Source organism: Kribbella sp. NPDC050241 (assembly GCF_044459685.1).
GTDB lineage: Bacteria > Actinomycetota > Actinomycetes > Propionibacteriales > Kribbellaceae > Kribbella.
The window spans coordinates 17,300-37,421 of the sequence record NZ_JBITJE010000004.1 but is presented as its reverse complement, the minus strand read 5'-3'; the positions used below and the strand labels follow the sequence as shown (position 1 = coordinate 37,421).

18 protein-coding genes are annotated in these 20,122 nt (G+C 67.9%); 10 read left to right on the top strand and 8 right to left on the bottom strand.

The window, feature by feature from the left end:
- The first annotated feature begins 103 nt into the window (after positions 1–103).
- Positions 104–2,401 carry a CehA/McbA family metallohydrolase gene (locus ACIBG5_RS20440; protein WP_396393062.1) on the top strand — a complete coding sequence of 766 codons (2,298 nt, stop codon included), beginning with the start codon at positions 104–106 and terminating at the stop codon, positions 2,399–2,401.
- Complete coding sequence (locus tag ACIBG5_RS20435) at positions 2,401–2,829, top strand: hypothetical protein (protein ID WP_396393061.1); 429 nt, start codon at positions 2,401–2,403, stop codon at positions 2,827–2,829. The genes ACIBG5_RS20440 and ACIBG5_RS20435 overlap by 1 nt, the downstream gene beginning before the upstream one ends.
- On the opposite strand, the gene ACIBG5_RS20430 is transcribed toward ACIBG5_RS20435, so the two are convergent.
- Complete coding sequence (locus ACIBG5_RS20430; protein ID WP_396393060.1) at positions 2,810–2,965, bottom strand: hypothetical protein; 156 nt, start codon at positions 2,963–2,965, stop codon at positions 2,810–2,812. The two genes, ACIBG5_RS20435 and ACIBG5_RS20430, sit on opposite strands and share 20 nt — an antisense overlap.
- Positions 2,966–3,009: 44 nt before the next feature.
- Here ACIBG5_RS20430 and ACIBG5_RS20425 point away from each other — a divergent pair, with 44 nt between their 5' ends.
- Positions 3,010–3,987 carry a GlxA family transcriptional regulator gene (locus ACIBG5_RS20425; RefSeq protein WP_396393059.1) on the top strand — a complete coding sequence of 326 codons (978 nt, stop codon included), beginning with the start codon at positions 3,010–3,012 and terminating at the stop codon, positions 3,985–3,987.
- Here the strand turns inward: ACIBG5_RS20425 and ACIBG5_RS20420 are convergent.
- A complete protein-coding gene (locus tag ACIBG5_RS20420) occupies positions 3,960–4,919 on the bottom strand; it encodes an AraC family transcriptional regulator N-terminal domain-containing protein (protein WP_396393058.1) in 960 nt (319 codons plus the stop codon). The genes ACIBG5_RS20425 and ACIBG5_RS20420 overlap by 28 nt on opposite strands.
- A gap of 160 nt (positions 4,920–5,079) precedes the next feature.
- Between ACIBG5_RS20420 and ACIBG5_RS20415 the strand changes: the two genes are divergently transcribed.
- Genes ACIBG5_RS20415 through ACIBG5_RS20400 form a run of 4 tightly spaced genes read left to right on the top strand, consistent with a single transcriptional unit; the run spans position 5,080 to position 8,914 of the window.
- Positions 5,080–6,054, top strand: a complete 975-nt coding sequence (locus ACIBG5_RS20415) for a zinc-binding dehydrogenase (RefSeq protein WP_396393057.1) — start codon at positions 5,080–5,082, stop codon at positions 6,052–6,054.
- 31 nt (positions 6,055–6,085) lie between these two features.
- Complete coding sequence (locus ACIBG5_RS20410) at positions 6,086–7,081, top strand: sigma-70 family RNA polymerase sigma factor (RefSeq protein ID WP_396393056.1); 996 nt, start codon at positions 6,086–6,088, stop codon at positions 7,079–7,081.
- 59 nt (positions 7,082–7,140) lie between these two features.
- Positions 7,141–7,506 (top strand): hypothetical protein, encoded by a 366-nt coding sequence (locus ACIBG5_RS20405; RefSeq protein ID WP_396393055.1) that lies wholly within the window; start codon positions 7,141–7,143, stop codon positions 7,504–7,506.
- Positions 7,499–8,914 carry a hypothetical protein gene (locus ACIBG5_RS20400; RefSeq protein WP_396393054.1) on the top strand — a complete coding sequence of 472 codons (1,416 nt, stop codon included), beginning with the start codon at positions 7,499–7,501 and terminating at the stop codon, positions 8,912–8,914. The genes ACIBG5_RS20405 and ACIBG5_RS20400 overlap by 8 nt, the downstream gene beginning before the upstream one ends.
- Positions 8,915–8,955: 41 nt before the next feature.
- On the opposite strand, the gene ACIBG5_RS20395 is transcribed toward ACIBG5_RS20400, so the two are convergent.
- Positions 8,956–10,431, bottom strand: coding sequence for an MFS transporter (locus ACIBG5_RS20395; protein ID WP_396393053.1), 1,476 nt, complete (start codon positions 10,429–10,431; stop codon positions 8,956–8,958).
- Positions 10,432–10,515: 84 nt separating this feature from the next.
- Between ACIBG5_RS20395 and ACIBG5_RS20390 the strand changes: the two genes are divergently transcribed.
- The 3 genes from ACIBG5_RS20390 to ACIBG5_RS20380 are packed head-to-tail and all read left to right on the top strand — an operon-like array spanning position 10,516 to position 12,096.
- Entirely contained in the window at positions 10,516–11,151 is a 636-nt protein-coding gene (locus ACIBG5_RS20390) for a TetR/AcrR family transcriptional regulator (RefSeq protein ID WP_396393052.1), read from the top strand.
- A 29-nt stretch (positions 11,152–11,180) separates the two neighbouring features.
- Entirely contained in the window at positions 11,181–11,477 is a 297-nt protein-coding gene (locus ACIBG5_RS20385; protein ID WP_396393051.1) for a DUF167 domain-containing protein, read from the top strand.
- Positions 11,470–12,096: a hypothetical protein gene (locus ACIBG5_RS20380; RefSeq protein ID WP_396393050.1), complete on the top strand. Its 627-nt coding sequence runs from the start codon at positions 11,470–11,472 to the stop codon at positions 12,094–12,096. The genes ACIBG5_RS20385 and ACIBG5_RS20380 overlap by 8 nt, the downstream gene beginning before the upstream one ends.
- Positions 12,097–12,105: 9 nt before the next feature.
- Here the strand turns inward: ACIBG5_RS20380 and ACIBG5_RS20375 are convergent, their stop codons facing one another.
- The 5 genes from ACIBG5_RS20375 to ACIBG5_RS20355 are packed head-to-tail and all read right to left on the bottom strand — an operon-like array spanning position 12,106 to position 20,057.
- Positions 12,106–13,320 carry a nitrate/nitrite transporter gene (locus tag ACIBG5_RS20375; protein ID WP_396393049.1) on the bottom strand — a complete coding sequence of 405 codons (1,215 nt, stop codon included), beginning with the start codon at positions 13,318–13,320 and terminating at the stop codon, positions 12,106–12,108.
- Positions 13,317–14,072 carry a respiratory nitrate reductase subunit gamma gene (narI, locus tag ACIBG5_RS20370; RefSeq protein ID WP_396393048.1) on the bottom strand — a complete coding sequence of 252 codons (756 nt, stop codon included), beginning with the start codon at positions 14,070–14,072 and terminating at the stop codon, positions 13,317–13,319. The genes ACIBG5_RS20375 and narI overlap by 4 nt, the downstream gene beginning before the upstream one ends.
- Positions 14,069–14,689 carry a nitrate reductase molybdenum cofactor assembly chaperone gene (gene narJ, locus ACIBG5_RS20365; protein ID WP_396393047.1) on the bottom strand — a complete coding sequence of 207 codons (621 nt, stop codon included), beginning with the start codon at positions 14,687–14,689 and terminating at the stop codon, positions 14,069–14,071. Before narJ ends, narI begins: the two co-directional genes overlap by 4 nt.
- A complete protein-coding gene (gene narH / locus ACIBG5_RS20360) occupies positions 14,686–16,353 on the bottom strand; it encodes a nitrate reductase subunit beta (protein ID WP_396393046.1) in 1,668 nt (555 codons plus the stop codon). The genes narJ and narH overlap by 4 nt, the downstream gene beginning before the upstream one ends.
- On the bottom strand, positions 16,353–20,057 hold the full coding sequence (locus ACIBG5_RS20355) for a nitrate reductase subunit alpha (RefSeq protein ID WP_396393045.1): 3,705 nt from the start codon (positions 20,055–20,057) through the stop codon (positions 16,353–16,355). The genes narH and ACIBG5_RS20355 overlap by 1 nt, the downstream gene beginning before the upstream one ends.
- Between the last annotated feature and the right edge of the window lie 65 nt (positions 20,058–20,122).

Below are 20,122 nucleotides of genomic sequence, written 5' to 3'. Positions count from 1 at the left end.
CGAAGTGATCGGTCGGTCGCGGTTGCTCCCGGCCGAACAAAGGAGATGACGAGGCAGGCGTTCGACCATAGGGTCGAAGTCCGGTGCACCATGAGGAGGCCTCGTGTTCCAACCGTTGCATGCGTCCGCGACCCGAGCCGTCGAGAAACTGCGCGACATCGGTGAACCGCTCCCCGAAGACCTCGCCGGCCGGTTGGCCAAGCTGGCGGACGACTCGCAGACCGATACCGTGCGGTCCGCCGCGGTCGAGGAGCTGCTGCGGCCGTACGTCCTGGTCGACGTGGAGATCGACGAGCGGGGCTACACGGCGAGCACGCCGGGCGCGGCGCCACCGCGACTGGTCCAGCACGGGTGGCGCAGCTTCCTGGTCCGGGTCGTGAACCCGCATCGCCTGCTGGGCGACCTGGCCGGCGGTCCGGGCGGCGTACTCGGACTGGTCGACCACCACAGCCACGCCGCGCGGATCACGCTGCACGACACGTTGACCGTCGTACCGCGGATCGAGAGCAGCTGGCTGCAGGCGAAGCTCGCCGGTCCGACCGACGTGTCAGGGCTCGATGTCGAGTACAAGGTCATGAGTCTGTACAGCCGCGATGGCGGGAGCCGTCGCGGCGAGCTTGCCTTCATCCTGGCCGTGGAGGAAGCGACGGAGAGCCTGACCCGGCCGCCGTTCGCGAAGGCCGGCCAGCGGATGGGGTTCGAGAGCCGCCAGTACGGCGCGGCGATCGAGTTCGACTGCCTGCCGGCCCGCGACGTCCGGTTCGACATCCGGGAGCCCGACGGCAGCAGTTGCGTGGCGGCGCTGACCGTCCGCGACTCGCAGCGGCGGGCGTACCCGTCGAAGGCGATGCGGCTGGCTCCCGACATGTTCTTCCACGAACACGTCTATCGGGCGACCGGCGAGGTGATCACACTCCCTGCCGGTCAGTACGAGATCTCGGCACGCCGCGGACCGGAGTACCGCGAAGTCCGCGTCGAGGTCGACGTGGAGGCCGACACCGAGGCGGTCACGATCGAGCTGGATCGCTGGGCCGATCCTGCCACCCGCGGCTACTACTCCGGCGACCCGCACATCCACGCGGGCGGCTGTTCGCACTACAGCGTGCCGTCCGAGGGCGTCAACCCGGAGACGATGATCCGGCACGTGCGTGGCGAAGGACTGTGGATGGGCAGCGTGCTCACCTGGGGGCCGTGCTACTACCACCAGAAGCAGTTCTTCAGCGGCTCGTCGATCAGTCCGCGCGCCGAGCTCGAGTACCCCGACATGCAGCGGGCGCAAGGCATGACCTGGGATCCACAGGATACCGACCACGACGGCCAGAGCCTGCTCCGGTACGACCTCGAGGTGTCGGGCTTCCCGTCCAGCCACTCCGGTCACGTCATCCTGCTCGGCCTCACCGACCAGGACTATCCCGGCACCAGGCTGATCGAGGACTGGCCGTCGTGGAACCTGCCGGTGATGCGCTGGGGTCACGCGCAGAACGCGATGGTCGGGTACGCGCACTGCGGGCTCGGCCTCGCGGTCGGCACGGAGGACCTGCCGAACTACATCATCCCGGAGTTCCAGTCGATCGGCTCCAACGAGATCATCGTCGACGTACCGCTCGGTGCCGCCGACTTCCAGTGCGGCGCCGAGTTCTCCCCCGCCGCCGAGATGAACGTCTGGTACCACCTGCTGAACGTCGGCTACCGCACTCTGATGCTCGGCGAGACCGACTACCCCTGCATCTACGACGACGGCCCGGGCGTCGGGCGTACGTACGTCCAGCTGCCCGAGCCGCCGCAGGGCGATCAGGCCCTGGAGGCGTGGCTCGGTGGTTTGAGGGAGGGCGCGTCGTACTTCGGCGACGGCCGCAGCCATATGTACGACTTCGCCGTCGATGGCGACACGGCCCGGGAGCGTAGCGTCGATGCGTCAGGACCGGTCCGGGTCAGCGCGACGGTCGCGGCGTGGTTGCCCGAGCAGCCGCCCGCGGCTCCGGCGGCCGGCCAGCCGGCGTACAGCGCACCGGTCGGCTGGCACATCGAGCGCGCCCGGATCGGCCAGACTCGCACTGTGCTGGTCGAGGTGCTGGTGAACGGCGTACCGGTCGGGTCCCAGGAGGTGCTTGCCGACGGCAACGAGCAGGCGGTCGAGTTCGAAGTACCGCTGGAACGGTCGTCCTGGGTGGCGCTGCGGATCCTGCGCAGCGTGCACACTCAGCCGATCTTCGTCGAGATCGCAGGCCGGCCGATCCGGGCCTCGCGTCGCAGCGCGCAGTGGCTGCACGACTCGGTCGACGCGCTGTGGAAGGCGAAGTCCGGCTTCATCCGCGAGACCGAGCGAGCGGAAGCGCGAGAGGCGTACGACGCCGCGCAGGTCGCCTACCTGACCCGTCGGGACGAATGCGAGGTGGACTGATGATTCACGGCGAGGCAGCCGGTTGTTGCGGCCCGGTCGACACCGCGGCGCCGATCTCGGTCGCGATCAACCCGGAGGCCCGGGTGAACGTCGCCCGGACCGCAACCCGGGTGGCGAGTCTGACCGCGGGCGACTGGCACACGATCGACGTCACCATCGTCAACCAGGGCTACGTGACGGGTCAGCTCGCGATCGAGAGCGACCCGGTGCCCGGTGTCGAACTGGACCTTCCCCTCCACGAACTCACCGGTGAACCACGCCAGGAGGGCGGCTTCCGGGTCCGCTTCAACGCTCCGACCGTCGTGGACATCACCCTGACGTTCCGAGCCCTCGGCGCCCTCGGCGGCCTGGCCAACCACAGCTCCCTGCACCTCCTCCTTCGCTCCACCGCACAGCACAGGAGGCCCCTCACCGTTCTGGGCGGCTGAAGTGTCGGAGGTGGTCTGCCGGGCGTGACAGCTGGTGGGCAATCCAGCCGAACAGGGCCAGCCACAGGACGGCGACGACGTACACGACGAGTTGGATGACGATGAGCACGCAGATCATCGTCGCGACGCTCGGCATAGCTCGACAGTGGCAAGAATGCCCACCTCCGATAGATTGTCGCCATGCATCGGATCGCGGTCGTTGCCGTCAACCACGTGAAGAGCCTCGAGCTTGCGATCCCCGGCCAGGTGTTCGGGACCGCCCACTCCCATGACAAACCGGCCGGGGCGGTGTTCGGCGATCCGCTGTACGACGTGATCGTGTGCGGGGAGCGACCTGACCTCGTGGTGTGCGGTCGCGGTGGGGTGGAGATGTTCCGGATGACCGCGCCGTACGACCTGTCCGCCGTACTGACCGCCGACACAGTGATCGTGCCGGGCGCACGCACGGACATGGAACCGTCCATCGAAGTACTCGATGTCCTTCGACAGGCGCACGGCCGTGGCACCAGGATCGCCTCGATCTGCTGTGGCGCTTTCATCCTGGCCGCCGCCGGCCTGCTCGACGGACGCCGGGCGACGACGCACTGGACCTCCGCCGCGGGATTCGCCGAACGCTTCCCGCGGGTCGAGGTCGACCCGAACGTGTTGTTCGTCGACGACGGCGATGTGCTGACGTCGGCCGGGGCAGCGACCGGACTCGACCTGTGTATCCACATGGTGCGCAACGACTTCGGCGCGGCGGTCGCAGCCGACGCCGCCCGCCATGTGGTGATCGCACCTCAGCGCGACGGCGACCAATCACAGTTCATCGTCCACCGGGACCCCACCGGCGCCAGTGGTTCGCTGGAGCCGACCATGCGGTGGGTGCGGGACCGTCTCGGTGAGCCGCTGACGCTGTCCGACATCGCGCAGCATGCGGCCATGAGTCCGCGTACGCTCAACCGCCACTTCCGCGAGGAGACCGGTACGACGCCACTGCAATGGCTACTCACCCAGCGCGTACGCCACGCCCAGGAACTCCTCGAAACCACAGCCCTGTCGATCGAGGACATCGCCAGACACTGTGGATTCGGCACCGCTATCAACCTGCGCCATCACTTCACCCGTCGAGTGAACATGTCGCCCCTCGCCTACCGCCGAGCCTTCCAACCCCGCTGAACCGGCGGCGCTGATGCTTCTGCCAACGCTCGGAGGCGCGCGGCGTCGCGTCCGGGCGGCAGGCCGAAATGGCGTCGGTACTCGCGGCTGAACTGCGAAGCGCTGTCATACCCCACGCGGAATCCAGTGGTGGCGACGTCTCCCGCACCGGACAGCAAGAGCAACCGGGACTGCTGCAGCCGCACCTGCTTCTGGAACTGGAGCGGACTGAAGGCAGTGACGGCCAGGAAGTTTCGATGGAACGACGACACACTCATTCCACACATGCCGGCCAGTTCCTGCACCCGCAGCGGCTGATCGTAGTTCTCGGTGATCCATCGAACCGCACGACTGATCTGCGTCAGTCCACTGTCGGTCATCGCGATCTGCCGCATCGCCGGACCCATTGGACCGTTGAGGAGATACCACAGGATCTCCCGCTCGATCATCGGCGCGAGGACATCACGATCCCCCGGACGCTCGATCAACGTCAGCATGCGTACGGCGGCGTCGATCATGGCCTCACTGGCATCGGCGACTCCGAGGGCCGCCACAGCCGGCTGACTCGGCCCTCGAGAAGCCTCCAGCAACAGCGTCGCAACGACCGAGGGACGGATGACGAGTCCGAAACCAAGGGCCGGTGTCGCCGCCGAAGCCTCGACGTAGTGGCCGGTGATCGGTAGGTCCACGGACGCGACGAGGTACTGCCCTTGGCGGTACTCGTACGTGCGGTCGCCCAACGCGATCCGCTTCGCGCCTTGGGCGATCAACGCCATCACGGTCCCGGATCGAGACGGGGTCGGCTCCCCGACTCGTGTCTCCGCGGACGCCAGCACGCCGTCGATCCGCGTGGTCTGGTCGGGACGAGCGTGCCTGGCGATGAGATCGACGAGCTCAGCCAGTCGGCGGGCGCGGCCGGCGCCTTGGGAGTCGAACGCAGCGCTCCGTTCCATGGGCAGGATCATACAATCCAAGGCACTCGTTGGCGCCGGATCTGATGGCCAGACCAGTAGGATCAGGCACGATCGATTCCTTTGTGCGGTGACCGGGATCTACATGGTGGGAGGCGCAGGCCTCTCTCATGTACGCCGAGAACGAAAGGCTCCCGCGACCATGCACGCGCTGCAGCAGACATCCCTCAACGGCCCGCAGGACATGCGCCTGATCACCGACGCTCCGGTGCCGAGCCCAGGCGGGGGCGAGGTCCTGATCCGCGTCGCCGCCGCGGGCGTCAACTTCGCCGACATCTCGAGGGCCCGCGGAACCTTCCTGGACGGTCCGCGGCCGCCATACCTGGCCGGGTTCGAGGCCGCTGGGGAGGTTGTTGCCGTGGGCAATGCTGTGACCGGCCCGAAGCCGGGGACTCGCGTCGTCGGCGTCGGCAACGGCGCTTTCGCCGAGTACATGGTGCTCCCCGCGGCGGCGGCGATGCCATTGCCCGCCGGCTGGACGGAGCAGCAGGCGCTGGGCCTCGTCGTGAACTGGCCGACCGCACTGGCCGCACTCAAGCCTCTGGGCGGCATCACCGCAGGGCAGACCGTGCTGATCCACGCGGCCGCGGGCGCGACCGGCCAGGCCGCGGTCACGATGGCCAAGCACTATGGTGCGACGGTCATAGCGACCGCCTCGCCGAGCAAGCACGAGACGGTGCTGGCAGCCGGTGCCGACCACGTCCTGGATTCTCTCGGCACCGACCTCGCCGCCGAGGTGCTGCAGCTGACCGACGGTAATGGCGCCGATCTGGTGCTGGAGTCGGCGGGCGGCGCCACCTTCGAGGCCAGCTTGGCCGCAGCCAAGCGGGTCACCGGCCGGGTCATCGTGTCTGGTCTGCCGGGCGGCGAGGCGGCGATCACCAACTGGGAGCTGGTGTACAAACACCAAGTCCACATCATCGGCTTCAACCTCGGCGTACTGATCGAGGCCGCACCGCAGGTCTTCGGCGAGGTCATGGGCGAGCTGTCCGCGCTGATCGCCGCCGGCGTGTTGCCGCCCGGCCGGCCCACGGCGTACGAACTGTCCGACGGCCCGAAAGCGCTCGCAGAACTGGAAGCCAGGGCAACCGTGGGCAAGCTGGCCTTGCTGCCCTGAGGATGCGGCATTCGATGGCTAGGCTCGCGGCGTGACATCGCATCTGCGGGCGGCAGCGGATCACGACAGGTTCACCGCCGAGACCGCGCGGTTCCGCCGGGAGTTGCTGGCGCACTGCTATCGCATGGTGGGCTCCGCGCACGACGCCGAGGACCTGGTGCAGGAGACCTATCTGCGGGCGTGGCGGTCGTACGCCGGCTTCGAAGGCCGGGCGTCGATCCGGTCATGGCTCTACAAGATCGCCACCAACGTCTGCCTGAGAGCGCTGAAGCCGCGCCCGATCCGGGTGCTGCCCTCGGGTCTGGCAGGCCCGTATGACGGACCGGATCGCGAACCGAGTCTCGTTGCGCCGGGTGAGGTCTCCTGGCTGGAACCGTTGCCGGACCAGTGGATCGCCCCGCCCGCCGACGATCCTGCCGCCGTCGTCGTCGCGCGCGAGTCGGTGCGGCTCGCGCTCATCGCCAGTCTGCAGCACCTGCCCGCTCGTCAACGGGCGATCCTCATCCTGCGCGACGTACTGGCGTTCTCCGCCGCGGAGACGGCGGAGGTTCTCGACACCACCGTCGCAGCGGTCAAGAGCGGTCTGCAGCGCGGCCGCGCCCGGTTGGGCGCGTTGCAGCCGGAGCCCGCGGAACTGCTCGAACCGACCGACCAACGCGCACGCGCACTGCTCGACGGCTACATCGCGGCCTTCGAGCGCTCCGACGCCGGCCTGCTGGAACAGGTACTGCGCGCGGACGCCACGTTGGAGGCGACGCCGTTCCGCGACTGGCAGTCGGGCCGGGCGACGTGCATCCACATACTCGACGCGTACGTACTGGGTGCACCCGGCGACTGGAGGATGATCCCGACCACCGCCAACGGCCAGCCGGCCGCCGCCGTGTACCACCGGATCCCGGACGGCACACTCCGAGCCGAAGGCGCCGTCGTACTGGCCCCCACCCCCACCGGCATCTCCGCCGTCATCAAGTTCCACGACCCCACGCTGGTCACGACCTTCGGCTTCCCCGACGTACTCCCGCGCTGACTTGTACGGCGCGGAGCCGTGGGATTGTGCTCGCAGATCCTGGCGTGTATGACTCCGACATGACTGCGCTTGAGGACGAGCTCGGCGAGTTGCTGCTGCTCGACGAGGACCAGCTCTACATCGCGCTGGCTCGGTCCGATCCCGCCAACGCCGACGTGATGTTCTCGCCGGTCGAGGCGCGCGAGACAGGTCGCCGTACCTTCGACCGCCTCGAGGAACCCCTCCGCCATCGGATCTGCGACGAGTGGAACTACTGCGCGAAGAAGAAGTCGTCCAACTTCGGCGACACGCTGACCCTCACCGCGGCCGTGGCGGACGTCATCGTCACGGTGCTGGGCGGTATCCCCGCCGGCACGGTGGCGACGCTGCTGGTCAAGAAGGGTCTGTCGAAGCTGTGCCGATGCCGTGCCGACGACGATGACTGACGAGGTCGACAAGGATCTGCGTGGTCGCTACTCCCCTCGGACCGACCACCTCTCCTTCACGCACCGCATCCCCGACGCCTTCCCGTACATCGAACTGTCCGTGACCTCGGCCGACATGGCTACGCCGATGGCCGGCTTGCTGGACGAGTTCGTGCATCGCGCGCAGTGGTCGCTGACCGCGGTCGGCATGGTGTACCGCGTCGGCTGCCATGTGCAGGTGCTCCACACCCTCGAACTACTGCGCCTGCTCGCAAGCGACGCGTCGCTGCGGGTCCCCACGCCATGGCTCACCGGAGACCTTCCCGCTGACACGGAAGCGGCACGCCACCTCACGGCGATCCGTGCCATCGAGTCGACCCAGCGATACCTCCTCGGGCAGCCCCTGGGCCACCCGATCGGCGAACTCTACGATGCATTGCGCGTCGCCCGCGCCGCACTCGACGACGCAAGCCCACTGCACTTCGGGACGTTCGGAACCTTCGGGTCGGAAGGTCTCTACGATGCGAGCGGCCGCCCGGAGAAGCTGACCAGCACGCAGAACATCCTCGAGAGCCATGCGAGCACCTTCGCCGTCGAGCTGCTCCGCGGCGTGTCCCGCAAACGGGCCCGAGGGTGGCTCGACGAGTACGTCGCGACGAATCACGTCGACGTCTACCGCACCCTCCAAGAGCTTGCCACCGTCGCGCGCAGCGACGCCGACAACGACTCGCTCCTGCGGCTCTCCGACTGGGCACTCGCCTGCCCGTTGACGCACGTGTACGGCGTACCGCCACCTCCTGACTACCTCGAGTCCGCCGTGCCGTATGCGCGCTTCGCCCTCGGACTGCAGCGATTTCCTCTGCTCACCAAGGCGTTCCATCGCAACGGTGTCCCCGATCCGACAGCCCGGCAACTCGTCGAGGCCGTCATCGCGGCGTACGGCGACATCCGGCCCGGTTTCGTCGATGTTCCGCCGGACCGCCGCAGAGAGATCGACGTCGCGCTGAGCGAGGTCGACGAGTGGCAGCAGAGGCAGCTGTCGACGCGCACCGACCCCGACATCATCACCAGCTTCACCAGGCTCATCACGATCGCGACGGCCCAGGCAGTTCAGCGCTATCTGGCCGGACTGCGAGAGATCCCCCGCGACGGCATGATGTTCGAGCCGACCCACGAACGGCTGGTCCGCATGTGTGCGATCTCCGATTCCCCCGTGATCGTCTATCCCGACGGCCTCGAGGTCTTCCTCTGCGAGCCGAACGACGACCCCGAACTCGAGTTGAGATTCCGTACGACGACCTTTGGGATCACCGCAGCGGCTCGCGCACTGCACGCGCCCGCCGCGGCCCAACCAGAGCACCTGCCCTTCGACCTCGCCGCTGTGCTCGAGTGGACCGGAGTAACCCCAGACCAAGTGAGCCCCCGGTGAGGCACCCCAAGATCCAACCTCGCACCACCTGAGCCGGGGGATCACTGCTCTACGCCGGGGCGGGCGGTCTTGGGGAGCAGGAAGCCGACGGCGAACGCGAGTGCGATCCCGCCGAGGGTTGCCAGCAGCGCCACCTGGGCGCCGTCGAGGGCGGCCAGGGAACGGGTCGCGGGCTCGGCGTCGGCGACCTTGCCCATGAAGATGGTCCCGATCACCGCGATACCGAGCGCGATCCCCACCTGCTCGAGCGAACCCAGCATGCCCGTGGCCGAGCCGACCTCCTCGTCGCGGACGCCGCCCAGGATGATGTCGAACAGCGGGACGAAGACCATACCCATCCCGGCGCCGCCGATCAGGTTGGGGACCACCAGGTCCCAGTGCCCGACGTTCAGCCCGGTCAGCGCGAGTACGCCGTACAGGCCGGTGAGCCCGATCGCCATCAGCGCGAGGCCGATGTGCAGCAGCTTGCGGCCGTACTTCTGCATCGCCATCCCGGACACCGCCGAACCGATCAGCGCCCCGAACGCCCATGGCGCCATCGCCAGGCTGGCGTGGATCGGGGTGTAGCCGAGGCCGACCTGGAGGAACATGCCCAGGACGAACGTGCCGGCCATCGCACCGAAGAAGACCACCGCGAACAGTACGCCGGACAAGTACGAGCGGCTCCGCAGCAGCCCGGGCTCAATCAGCGGAGTCGCGCCGCTGCGCTGCCGGCGGGACTGGTACGCACCGAACGCGGCGAGCATCGGCACCGACGCGACGAGCAGCGCCTTCGACCACAGCGGCCAGCCGATCTCGTGCCCCTGCACCAGCGGGTAGACCAGGGCAACCAGGCCGGCCCCGGCGATCAGCAGCCCAGGAATGTCCAGCGAGATCCGGCGGCCGTCGGCGGCCCTGGTGTTCGGCAGGTACTTGGCCGCGACGACGAAGGTGAAGATGCCGACCGGGATGTTCACCAGGAAGATCGCTCGCCAGCCGGTCCCGAGCAGATCCGCGTCGAGCAGCGTGCCGCCGATGATCGGGCCGATCACCGCTGACAGACCCATCACCGGACCGAAGAACCCGAACGCCTTGGCTCGCTCACCCGGCTCGAACAGGTCGCGGGCCAGTCCGAAGCCCTGCGGCAACATGATCGCGGCGAACGCACCTTGGGCGACGCGGGCGGCGATCAGCATCTCCGACGACACCGCGAGGCCGCAGAGGAACGAGATCACGGTGAACCCGCCGACGCCGATCAGCAGCGCCTGCTTCCGGCCGACCATGTCACCGAGGCGGCCGCCGACGAGGAGCAGGACTGCCAGAGCCATCGTGTACCCGGCGGCCATCCACTGAAGGCTCGCGTAGGAGCCGCCGAGGTCGGCGCGGATGCCGGGGGCGGCGACGTTCATCACGGTCGAGTCGAGCAGGTCCATCACCGACGCGGTGATGACCGCGGAGAAGGCGAGCCAGCGCCGGCGCTGCGGGGCGGCCTCGACTGCTGCTGTGCTGCTGGGGAGTACTGCGACTGCGGTCATCATCGGCTCCAGCTTCGAACGGAACGAACTGTTCTGTTCCAACTCTAGCGGAACGGAGCATTCCGTTCAAGTGATAGTCTTGGTGACATGACGAAAGCTCTGAGTGGCCGGCAGGCCCAGGCGGCCCGCAACGACGAGGTGATCCTGGGCGCGGCCCGGGCGGTGTTCATCGCCGATCCCGGTGCCCCCATCTCCGCGGTCGCGGAGCGTGCTGGGGTGGGTATCAGCGCGCTCTACCGGCGCTACGCGAGCAAGGAGGAGCTGCTCCGCAAGCTCTGCAGCGACGGGCTGGCCCGGTACATCGAGGAGTCGGAGAAGGCCCTGGCCGACGACCGCGAGCCGTGGGTTGCGTTCGGGGCGTTCCTGCACGCGCTGGTCGACGCCGACACCAATTCACTGACCCAGCGGCTGGCGGGGACGTTCACCCCGACTCCCGACCTCTGGCAGGACGCCGCCCGGGCGGCTGAGCTGAACCAGGCCATCTACACGCGGACGAAGGAACACCTCCGGCCGGGGATCGTGGTCGAGGACTTCGGGGTGATCCTCGAACAGATCACGTCGATCAAGTTCGGCGACGAGGCTCGGACGAACCAGCTCCGGCATCGGTACCTCACCCTGATGCTGGAGGCGATGCATCGGTCCGGAGAACAACCGGGCGGCGCGTCGGAACTCCCAGGACCGCCGCCGACCAACGACGAACTGACCGACCGCTGGCGTGCGTGACCAGGGATCCGTCGGGCGAGAATTCAGCCATGCGGATTCTGCTGCGGGTCAAACCGGGTGCCTCTCGGACCGCCGTCGGTGGCCGGTACGACGGTGCGGCCGGCCCGGCCCTGGTGGTCGCGGTGGCGGCCCGTGCGGTGGAAGGTCAGGCGACGAAAGCCGTCTTGGATGCGATCGCGGCGGCGTTCGGCGTACGACGTTCGGCCGTGACACTGGTGCGAGGCGCGACCAGCCGAGACAAGCTGGTCGAGGTCGAGGGCGACGACACCGAGATTCGGCTCAGACTCGAAAGACTCCTCGGCCGGTTGGGGGATCGCGATGCCTGATGTGTTGAGCGTGCTGGCCGGCCAGCAGTACGAGTGGGACGAGCACGACTCGTTGCGGCTGGACGAGCGCTATCGGACGCGGCATCTCCCGTTACTCACCGACCGGCCTCGCGATCTGCTCGGGCCGGATCCTGGGCCTGGCGAGTTCTGGCCGCCCGCGCGCTCGTTGGTCGTCCCACTACCGGACCCGCGCCCAGAGCCGTTCCTGTCGGCGCTGGCTGCTTCCAGTCTGGCCGAGTTGGTGTGGTGGCGCGGACTCGAGCTGAGGGCCGACCGGGTCCACGCGACGCTGGCGCACGGCAGTGACGAACCACGAAACCTCGACGCACCGATCGACCTCGTCATCCGCGGACCGTGGATCGGGCAGTTCAACACCGGCCGGATCTACCTTCCGGTCGAACCGGCCGACGAACAAGCCGCCCTCGCACTTGCCGTCGACCGGCCGCTGCTGGCCGGGTACCTCCAGCTGACCGCAGACGTCACCGGCAACGCCTACACCGAGCTCCGCCAGATCGTGGCAACCTTCCAACCCCTCCGAATCCCGGTCCGCGTCGCCCGCCTCCACGTCCTGGAGACAATGGACGACCTCGCCCTGAGATCCCGCATCCTGACCCGCTGACGGGATCCGTCAGGGCTTGGCTGTCGCCTCTCGTCTGCGCACGCCGAAGATCGTGTACGGCAGGGCGATCAGGGCGGTGGCGCACAGCAGGAGCAGGCCGACGGTGTAGCTGTGGTCTGCCTCGTCGTAGGTCACACCCATGACGAGCGGCGGGAAGAACCCACCGAGACCACCGGCCGCCCCGACAATGCCACTCACGCTGCCGACCCGCTCCTTCGGTGCCAGCGCGGCCACCCAGGCGAAGACGCCCCCGGTGCCGAGTCCGAGGAATGCGGCCAGGAGCACGAACGCGATACCGGCAGGAATCTCGGGTTGCGGCTGGAGCGCGACCACGACAGCGAGGATCGCCGCGCCGCCGAACGCCGTCGCGGCGACGGCCCGGGGCCCGACCCGGTCGGACAACACCCCGCCCAGTGGGCGCGCAACCACTGCTGCGATCGCGAATCCCGCCGTACGTGTCCCGGCACCGGTCAGGTCGAAGTCGTAGACATCCTTGAGGTACGTCGGTAGGTAGGTCGAGAACGCCACGAAGCCGCCGAAGGCGACGGCGTACAAGAACGCCATCTGCCAGGTCACGGGCAGCTTGGCGGCCGCGACCAGCTTGGGCACGACAGGATCGGCGTTGGACACCCAGATCGGCGAGTCACGCATCATCGTCCAGACGATGCCCGCGACGACCACGAGCGCCGCGGCGATGATGACATGGGTGGTTCCGTAGCCGAACCACTGGACGAAGCGGGGCGTGAAGAACGCGGACAGGGCGGTACCGCCCATGCCGGCGCCGAAGACGCCGGTCGCGAATCCGCGCCGGTCGGCCTCGAACCACGCGTTGGCGAACGGGATGCCGACCGCGAACGTTGTTCCGGCGATGCCGAGGAAGAAGCCGAAGAGCAGCAGCAGTCCATACGAGTCGAGGGCGCCGGCGATGCCGACCAGCAGCACGAACGGCGAGGTCGCCAGCAGCAGCACCGTGAACATCGTTCGACCGCCGAACCGGTCGGTGAGGGCACCTGCGAGGATCCGGCCGACCGACCCGACGAGCACCGGAGTCGCGACCAGCAGCGACTTCTGACCGGACGTGAGCCCCATCTCGTCGGCATACCGGACCCCCAGCGGAGCGATCATGTTCCAGGCCCAGAAACTGATCGTGAAGGCCAGGGTCGCCAAGGCCAGGTTCCTGGCCTGCCCCTGCTCGAGCGAGAGCTCGACACCGGCCGAGCTCATCGGGACTTCCGGTCTCGATCTCGTGTCCCGACCGGATTCCAGCCGGCCCGGGCGCGACCAGTCGGTGCCGGCGTACGGGCGTCGCGGCTTCGGTAGACGATGTACGGCCGGAAAAGGTAGTGCACCGGCGCCGTGAATGCGTGGACGAGCCGGGTGAAGGGCCACACGGCGAACAGCAGCATCCCGACCAGAGCGTGCACGTGGAACTGGATCGGGGCCTCGGCCATCGCGTCGACGTCGGGGTCCAGCCGGAAGATCGAGCGGAACCACGGGGAGACAGTCTCCCGGTAGTTGTGAGCCTCCGACCCTGCCCCTACTGATACCAGGGTGGTCCAGAGGCCGAGAGTGATCGCCCCGATCAGCAGTACGTACATCAGCTTGTCGTTGCGGGTGGTCGCCATGAAGACAGGACCCGTCGTACGACGACGTACGACGAGGATCACGATGCCGGCCAGCGTGCACACTCCCGCGATGCCACCGAAAAGCAGCGCGTTGAAGTGATACAGGCCCTCGGAGATCCCGACCGCCTCGGTCCAGTTCTCCGGGATGATCAGGCCGCCGACATGCCCGATGAAGACCACGAGGATGCCGAAGTGGAACAGCGGCGACCCGATCCGCAGCAGCCGTGACTCGTAGAGTTGTGACGAGCGCGTGGTCCAGCCGAACTTGTCGAATCGGTAGCGCCACACGGTTCCCAGCACGAGGGTCGCGATCACCAGGTAGGGCAGCACGCCCCACAGCAGCACGTTCATCGCTTGCCGGCCATTGGCAGCAGCCGCGGATCGAAGGGCTCCAGGCCGACCGTCTCGACAGGCGGCCCGCCGGCCATGGCCTGGACCGCCGCACGATCGACCGGTGACGGTCCCGGAAGGGTGGCGCACACGGCCGCGACCACACCGGCGTACGGCGTCCCATCCTCCTCGAGGCCGATCCGCAGCAGCTCGAGGCTGGGCCTGTACTCCCGCAACAACGCCTCGCCCGCGTCAGGATCGGCGATCGCCGCGAACTCCAGAACCAATGGCAAGTAGTCCGGCAGCTCGCCGCGGGTGTCGACGTGGAAGCCGCTGTTGCGGTAGCGCTGTTTGAAAGCGGCAAGCACCTGGCCGCGTCGCCGGGTATCGCCGTCGGTCCAGTAGGACAAGTAGAGGGCGTGCCGACGGGAGAGATCGAAGACGTCGACGTAGCTGCGCTGGAGTTCGCCGAGAGGAAGCTGCTCCAGCTGTTCGAGCAGCGCGTCGAGGCTCGCCACGCCCTGCTCAGCGAGCGCAGTCCGCAGCAGCGGCACCCGCTCGATCAGCTGCGCATCGGGATAGCCCAAGCACCACGACGCGGATTGCCGGACGACGCGGGCACGAGCCTGCCGGTTCATTGCGAGTCCCCTCGGTCACGGGGTGGGAACAGCCCTTCCGGCGCACCGTTGCCGTCCCAGTTGAGCAGGTTGACTCTGCCGCGCAGTTCCTCGCTGCTGGTCGGTGTCTCGCTGGTCTGGCGCTGCTTGAGCGCGTGGAAAGTCTCGACGGCGACCGGCACTGGACGGCCGCTCGCCTCGCCGAACGCCGCGGAGCCGTACATGCCCGGCCCTTCGTCGTAATCGAGCGAACAGCCGATCTCCTCGAGGTCATGTGCTTGTTCGACATGGGCCTTCGGGATCACGTAGCGCTCGTCGTACTTGGCGATAGCCATCAGGCGGTACATCTCGTACATGGCTTCCTCGGTCATCCCGACCGATGCGGGAATGGAGTCGTCCGGATCCCGCCCGAGGTTGACCGCGCGCATGTAGGAGCGCATCGCGGCGAGCTTGCGCAGCACGCCGTCGACAACGGCAGTCTCCCCCGCCGTGAAGAGCTCGGCGAGATACTCGATCGGAATGCGCAGCGCCTCGATCGCCCCGAAGAGCACGTCGCGATCCTCGGCGTCATGGCCTTGCCCGGACAGCAGATCGACGACCGGCGAGAGCGGCGGGACATACCAGACCATCGGCATCGTGCGGTACTCCGGGTGCAGAGGCAGCGCGACCCGGTACTTCTTCGCCAGCGCGTACACAGGTGAACGACGCGCCGCGTCCAACCAGTCCTCGGGGATCCCCTGGCCTCGCGCGCCGGCGATCACCGCGGGGTCCTCCGGATCGAGGAGCAGGTCCATCTGCGCCTCGTAGAGCTCGGCTTCCGGCACCGACGCGGCGGCTGTGACGGCGTCGGCGTCGTACAGGAAGAGGCCGAGGTAGCGCAGCCGGCCCACGCAGGTCTCCGCACAGACGGTCGGGATGCCGACCTCGACGCGGGGATAGCAGAACGTGCACTTCTCTGCCTTGCCCGACCTGTGATTGAAGTAGATCTTCTTGTACGGGCAGCCGGTGATGCACTGCCGCCACCCGCGGCAGCGATCCTGGTCGACGAGCACGATCCCGTCCTCGGTGCGCTTGTAGATCGCGCCCGACGGGCAGGAGGCCATGCAGGACGGATTGAGGCAGTGCTCGCAGATCCGCGGCAGGTAGAACATGAACGTCTGCTCGAACTCGAACTTGATCTTGTCCTCCGCCTCGCGGCGGATCTTCGCGACGATCGGGTCGAGGTGCCCCAGCTCCGGGGCGCCGCCGAGGTTGTCGTCCCAGTTCGCCGACCACGTGACCTTGGTGTCCTCGCCGGTGATCAGGGACTTCGGGCGTGCGACCGGAAAGTCGTCACCGAGGGGAGCATCGACGAGAGTCTTGTAGTCGTAGGTCCACGGCTCGTAGTAGTCGCTCAGCTCCGGCTGCACCGGGCTGGCGAAGATCGACAACAGACGCTTGAGCCGGCCTCCTGTCTTCAACCGGAGCCGGCCACGGGAGTTGACCTCCCAGCCACCGCGCCACTGGTCCTGATCCTCGTAGCGGCGCGGGTACCCCTGGCCGGGCCGGGTCTCGACATTGTTGAACCAGACGTACTCCGTGCCCGCACGGTTCGTCCACGCCTGCTTGCAGGTGACCGAGCAGGTCTGGCACCCGATGCACTTGTCAAGGTTCATCACCATGCCCAGCTGGGCCATGACGCGCATCAGTACGTCACCTCCTGGGACCGCTTGCGGACCGTCGACACCATGTCGCGCTGATTGCCGGTAGGCCCGAGGTAGTTGAACGTGTAGGACAGCTGGGCGTAGCCACCGATCAGGTGCGTGGGCTTGACCAGCAAACGGGTGACAGAGTTGTGGATGCCGCCCCGGCGCCCGGTCGCCTCGGACTTCGGCACGTCGATGGTCCGCTCCTGCGCGTGATGCACGTAGACGACGCCGCGTGGCATCCGGTGGCTGACGACCGCCCGCGCGACGAGTACGCCGTTCGCGTTGGTGCACTCGACCCACTCGTTGTCGTGCACCTCGATCGATTCGGCGTCCTGCGGGCTCATCCAGACCGTGGGACCGCCGCGCGACAGCGACAGCATGAAGAGGTTGTCCTGGTACTCGGAGTGGATCGACCACTTCGAGTGCGGCGTCAGGTAGCGCACCACGATCTGCAGCCGTCCGTCCGGTCCGAGCGCGGGCTCGCCGAACAGCCGGTGCATGTCCAGGGGCGGCCGGTACGTCGGCAGTGCCTCGCCGACGTCGGACATCCAGTCGTGATCGAGGTAGAAGTGCATCCGTCCGGTGAGCGTGTGAAACGGCTTGAGCCGCTCGATGTTGACCGTGAACGGCGCGTAGCGGCGTCCGCCGGTCTCAGACCCCGACCACTCCGGCGAGGTGATCACCGGCACCGGCGCGGCCTGGGTGTCGGCGAAGCTGATCCGCTTCTCCTCCGATCCTTCGGCAAGGTCGTGCAACGTCTTGCCGACCCGCTCCTCGAGCGAGCGGAAACCCTGTACCGCGAGGGCGCCGTTCGTGGTGCCGGAGAAGCGCAAGATCGCCTCTGCCAGGTGCTGGTCCGTGTCGATCGCGGGCCTCCCGGCCCCCGCGCCGGTCGGCATGACCCCGTTGCTGCGCGCCAGCGCCTGGACCTGCTCCCCGAGTTCGTAGGTGACGTTCTTGACCGTGAACCCCAGCGTGTCCGCGAGCGGACCGACCGACGCGAGCTTGTCGGCGATCGCGGTGTAATCGCGCTCCACCACAGAGAAAACGGGAGTGTTGACGCCTGGGACCGCAGCGACGCCTGGTTCCTGCCAGTCCCGGACGACGCCGCCGGCCTGCCTGGTTTCACCCGGGGTGTCGTGCTGAAGAGGGACAGCGACCAGATCGCGCCGGGTGCCGAGGTGCTCGACCGCGAGCTCCGAGAGCCGCCGAGCGATGGCATGGAAGGCGTCGAAGTCGGTGCGCGCTTCCCACGGCGGGTCGATCGCAGGGCTGAACGCGTGCACGAACGGGTGCATGTCGGTCGAGGACAGGTCGTGCTTCTCGTACCAGGTCGCGGCCGGCAGCACGACATCGGACAGCAGCGTCGTCGAGGTCATCCGGAAGTCGGCGGAGACCAGCAGGTCGAGCTTCCCCTCCGGCGGTTTCTGGTGCCAGGCGACGTCGGCCGGCCGCGGCGCCTCGGGGTTCTCCGAGCCCAGCAGGTTCGAGTGAGTGCCGAGCAGGTTCTTCAGGAAGTACTCGTTGCCCTTCGCCGACGAGCCGAAGAGATTCGAGCGCCAGAGCACCAGCGTGCGCGGCCAGGACTCCGGCGCGTCGATGTCGGCGATCGCCGGCCGCAGGCGCCCGTCCTGCAGCGCGTCCACGACGTACGACGCCGGGTCGCTCGCACGCCCCTCCTCGACGGCGGTGCTCGCCTCCTCCGCGACGTCGAGCGGATTCGCGGAGAACTGCGGATAGAACGGCATCCACCCGAGTCGTGCGGACTGCGCGATGGTGTCGGCAGTGTGCTTGTTCTTGAGATGGCCGCGCGCGAGCGGCGAACTCAGCGAATCGGCGGAGTAGCCGTCGTTGCGCCACTGACCCGTATGCATGTACCAGAACGACGTACCGGTCATGGTCCGTGGCGGCCGGCTCCAGTCCAGCGCGTTGGCCAGCGAGATCCAGCCGGTGATCGGACGGCACTTCTCCTGTCCGACGTAGTGCGCCCATCCGCCGCCGTTTCGACCCATCGACCCGGTGAGGATCAGCAGCGACAAGATCGCGCGATAGGTCGCGTCACCGTGGAACCACTGGCAGATTCCGGCGCCCATGATGATCATCGACCGGCCACCGGACTCCTCGGCATTGCGCGCGAACTCGCGCGCGATCCGGATGCATTGCTCAGCCGGAACGCTGGTGCGCTCGGCCTGCCAAGCCGGCGTGTACGGCGTACTCGCATCGTCGTACCCGGTCGGCCACTCCCCCGGCAGCCCGTCGCGAGCCACGCCGTACTGTGCCAGCATCAGATCGAAGACCGTGGTGACGAGGTGGCCGCCGACCCGGCGTGCGGGCACGCCACGGCGCAGGACCGAGCCGCTGCCGTCGGGATCGGTGAACGCGGGAAGCAGCACCTCGACGGGTTCACTCCCGTCGCCGGCCAGGGTCAGCGCCGGCGAGGCTTCCTCCAGGTCGAGGTTCCACCGTCCTATTCCGGAGTCTGCATAGCGAAATCCCATCGAGCCATTGGGAACCACCGGCTGTCCGGTCGCGCCGTCCAGGAACACGGTCTTCCACGCGTCCTCGGGTGCGGTGCCGCCCAGATCGGTGGAGGTCAGGAACTTGCCGGGAACCAGGCCCTCGCCGTTGTACTCGTCGAGCCGCACCAGGAAGGGCAGATCCGTGTAGGTGCGGACGTAGTCGACGAAGAACGGCGTACGACGGTCGACGAAGAACTCCTTGAGGAGGACATGACCCATGCTCATCGCGAGCGCAGCGTCGGTGCCTGCCTGTGCGGGCATCCACTCGTCCGCGAACTTGGTGTTGTCGGCGTAGTCCGGGCTGACCGTGACCACCTTGGTCCCGCGATAGCGGACCTCGGCCATCCAGTGCGCGTCCGGCGTGCGGGTGACGGGGACGTTCGAGCCCCACATCATCAGGTACGTCGCGTCCCACCAATCACCCGACTCGGGAACGTCGGTCTGGTCACCGAAGACCTGCGGGCTCGCCACGGGCAGGTCGGCGTACCAGTCGTAGAACGACGTCATCACGCCGCCGATGAGCTGGATGAACCGGGTGCCGACGCAGTGCGACACCATCGACATCGCCGGAATCGGGGAGAAGCCCGTGCAGCGGTCCGGGCCGTATGTCTTGATCGTGTGCACGTGGGCAGCGGCGACCATGTCGACGGCCTCCTGCCAACTCACACGTACCAGACCGCCCTTGCCGCGCGCCTGTTGATAGCGGCGGCGTTTCTCCGGATCGTTCACGACGTCCGCCCAGGCGAGCACCGGATCACCGAGCCGCTCGCGTGCCTCGCGGAACATCTCGACGAGCACCCCGCGGGCGTAGGGGTAGCGGACTCGCGTGGGCGAGTAGGTGTACCAGGAGAAGGCGGCGCCGCGCGGACATCCGCGAGGCTCGTACTCGGGCCGGTCAGGTCCCACCGAGGGATAGTCGGTCTCCTGGCTCTCCCAGGTGATGATCCCGTCCTTGACGTACACCTTCCACGAGCACGAACCGGTGCAGTTCACGCCGTGAGTCGAGCGCACGACTTTGTCGTGGCTCCAGCGATCCCGGTAGAACACGTCGCCCGCGCGGCCGCCCTGCCGGAACACCGCACGCCCGTCGCTGGTCTCCTCCCTCCGCGTGAAGAAGCGACCGAGCTTCAGAAGCGCGTCGCTGCCCGGACCGTCGAGACCTGCCGGACCAGCATTGCTCATGACGTCAAAGGTAAGGACAGTCCTCGCCACGGGTCCATACCTCGTCACAGCTGGGCGTGTCGATG

Excerpts from the sequence above, each read along its gene's own strand:
- ACIBG5_RS20395 (WP_396393053.1), bottom strand. The coding sequence starts at position 10,431 with ATGATGACCGCAGTCGCAGTACTCCCCAGCAGCACAGCAGCAGTCGAG.
- ACIBG5_RS20435 (WP_396393061.1), top strand. The coding sequence starts at position 2,401 with ATGATTCACGGCGAGGCAGCCGGTTGTTGCGGCCCGGTCGACACCGCG.
- ACIBG5_RS20385 (WP_396393051.1), top strand. The coding sequence starts at position 11,181 with ATGCGGATTCTGCTGCGGGTCAAACCGGGTGCCTCTCGGACCGCCGTC.
- ACIBG5_RS20390 (WP_396393052.1), top strand. The coding sequence starts at position 10,516 with ATGACGAAAGCTCTGAGTGGCCGGCAGGCCCAGGCGGCCCGCAACGAC.
- narJ (WP_396393047.1), bottom strand. The coding sequence starts at position 14,689 with ATGAACCGGCAGGCTCGTGCCCGCGTCGTCCGGCAATCCGCGTCGTGG.
- ACIBG5_RS20420 (WP_396393058.1), bottom strand. The coding sequence starts at position 4,919 with ATGGAACGGAGCGCTGCGTTCGACTCCCAAGGCGCCGGCCGCGCCCGC.
- ACIBG5_RS20430 (WP_396393060.1), bottom strand. The coding sequence starts at position 2,965 with ATGCCGAGCGTCGCGACGATGATCTGCGTGCTCATCGTCATCCAACTC.
- narH (WP_396393046.1), bottom strand. The coding sequence starts at position 16,353 with ATGCGCGTCATGGCCCAGCTGGGCATGGTGATGAACCTTGACAAGTGC.
- ACIBG5_RS20400 (WP_396393054.1), top strand. The coding sequence starts at position 7,499 with ATGACTGACGAGGTCGACAAGGATCTGCGTGGTCGCTACTCCCCTCGG.
- ACIBG5_RS20405 (WP_396393055.1), top strand. The coding sequence starts at position 7,141 with ATGACTGCGCTTGAGGACGAGCTCGGCGAGTTGCTGCTGCTCGACGAG.
- ACIBG5_RS20375 (WP_396393049.1), bottom strand. The coding sequence starts at position 13,320 with ATGAGCTCGGCCGGTGTCGAGCTCTCGCTCGAGCAGGGGCAGGCCAGG.
- ACIBG5_RS20355 (WP_396393045.1), bottom strand. The coding sequence starts at position 20,057 with ATGAGCAATGCTGGTCCGGCAGGTCTCGACGGTCCGGGCAGCGACGCG.
- ACIBG5_RS20425 (WP_396393059.1), top strand. The coding sequence starts at position 3,010 with ATGCATCGGATCGCGGTCGTTGCCGTCAACCACGTGAAGAGCCTCGAG.
- ACIBG5_RS20415 (WP_396393057.1), top strand. The coding sequence starts at position 5,080 with ATGCACGCGCTGCAGCAGACATCCCTCAACGGCCCGCAGGACATGCGC.
- narI (WP_396393048.1), bottom strand. The coding sequence starts at position 14,072 with ATGAACGTGCTGCTGTGGGGCGTGCTGCCCTACCTGGTGATCGCGACC.
- ACIBG5_RS20380 (WP_396393050.1), top strand. The coding sequence starts at position 11,470 with ATGCCTGATGTGTTGAGCGTGCTGGCCGGCCAGCAGTACGAGTGGGAC.